General features: G+C 32.2%; 1 protein-coding gene. It reads right to left on the bottom strand.

The window, feature by feature from the left end:
• On the bottom strand, positions 1–239 hold a 239-nt coding region (locus FUA24_RS25660), incomplete at both ends, for a sensor histidine kinase (RefSeq protein WP_317131937.1).

Below are 239 nucleotides of genomic sequence, written 5' to 3'. Positions count from 1 at the left end.
TTTCTTTAAGTTAAACGGCTCAGTTTCAAGTTCTACTTTATTGGCTTCAATTTTATTAATTTGAAGAATATCATTAATAAAGGTTAACAGATAGTCTCCTGAAAATTTTAACGATTTTAAATGCTGAATTTGCTCTGGTTTTGGGTCTTCCTCTAAAAGCATGTTACTTAAACCAGTTACGGCATAAAGCGGTGTACGTAGCTCATGTGTAACTGTTGATAAGAAGTTGGCTTTAGTTT

The organism is Seonamhaeicola marinus (assembly GCF_008085455.1).
Note: the sequence above shows the minus strand (reverse complement) of the source record. Positions and strands in the feature narration are given on the sequence as shown.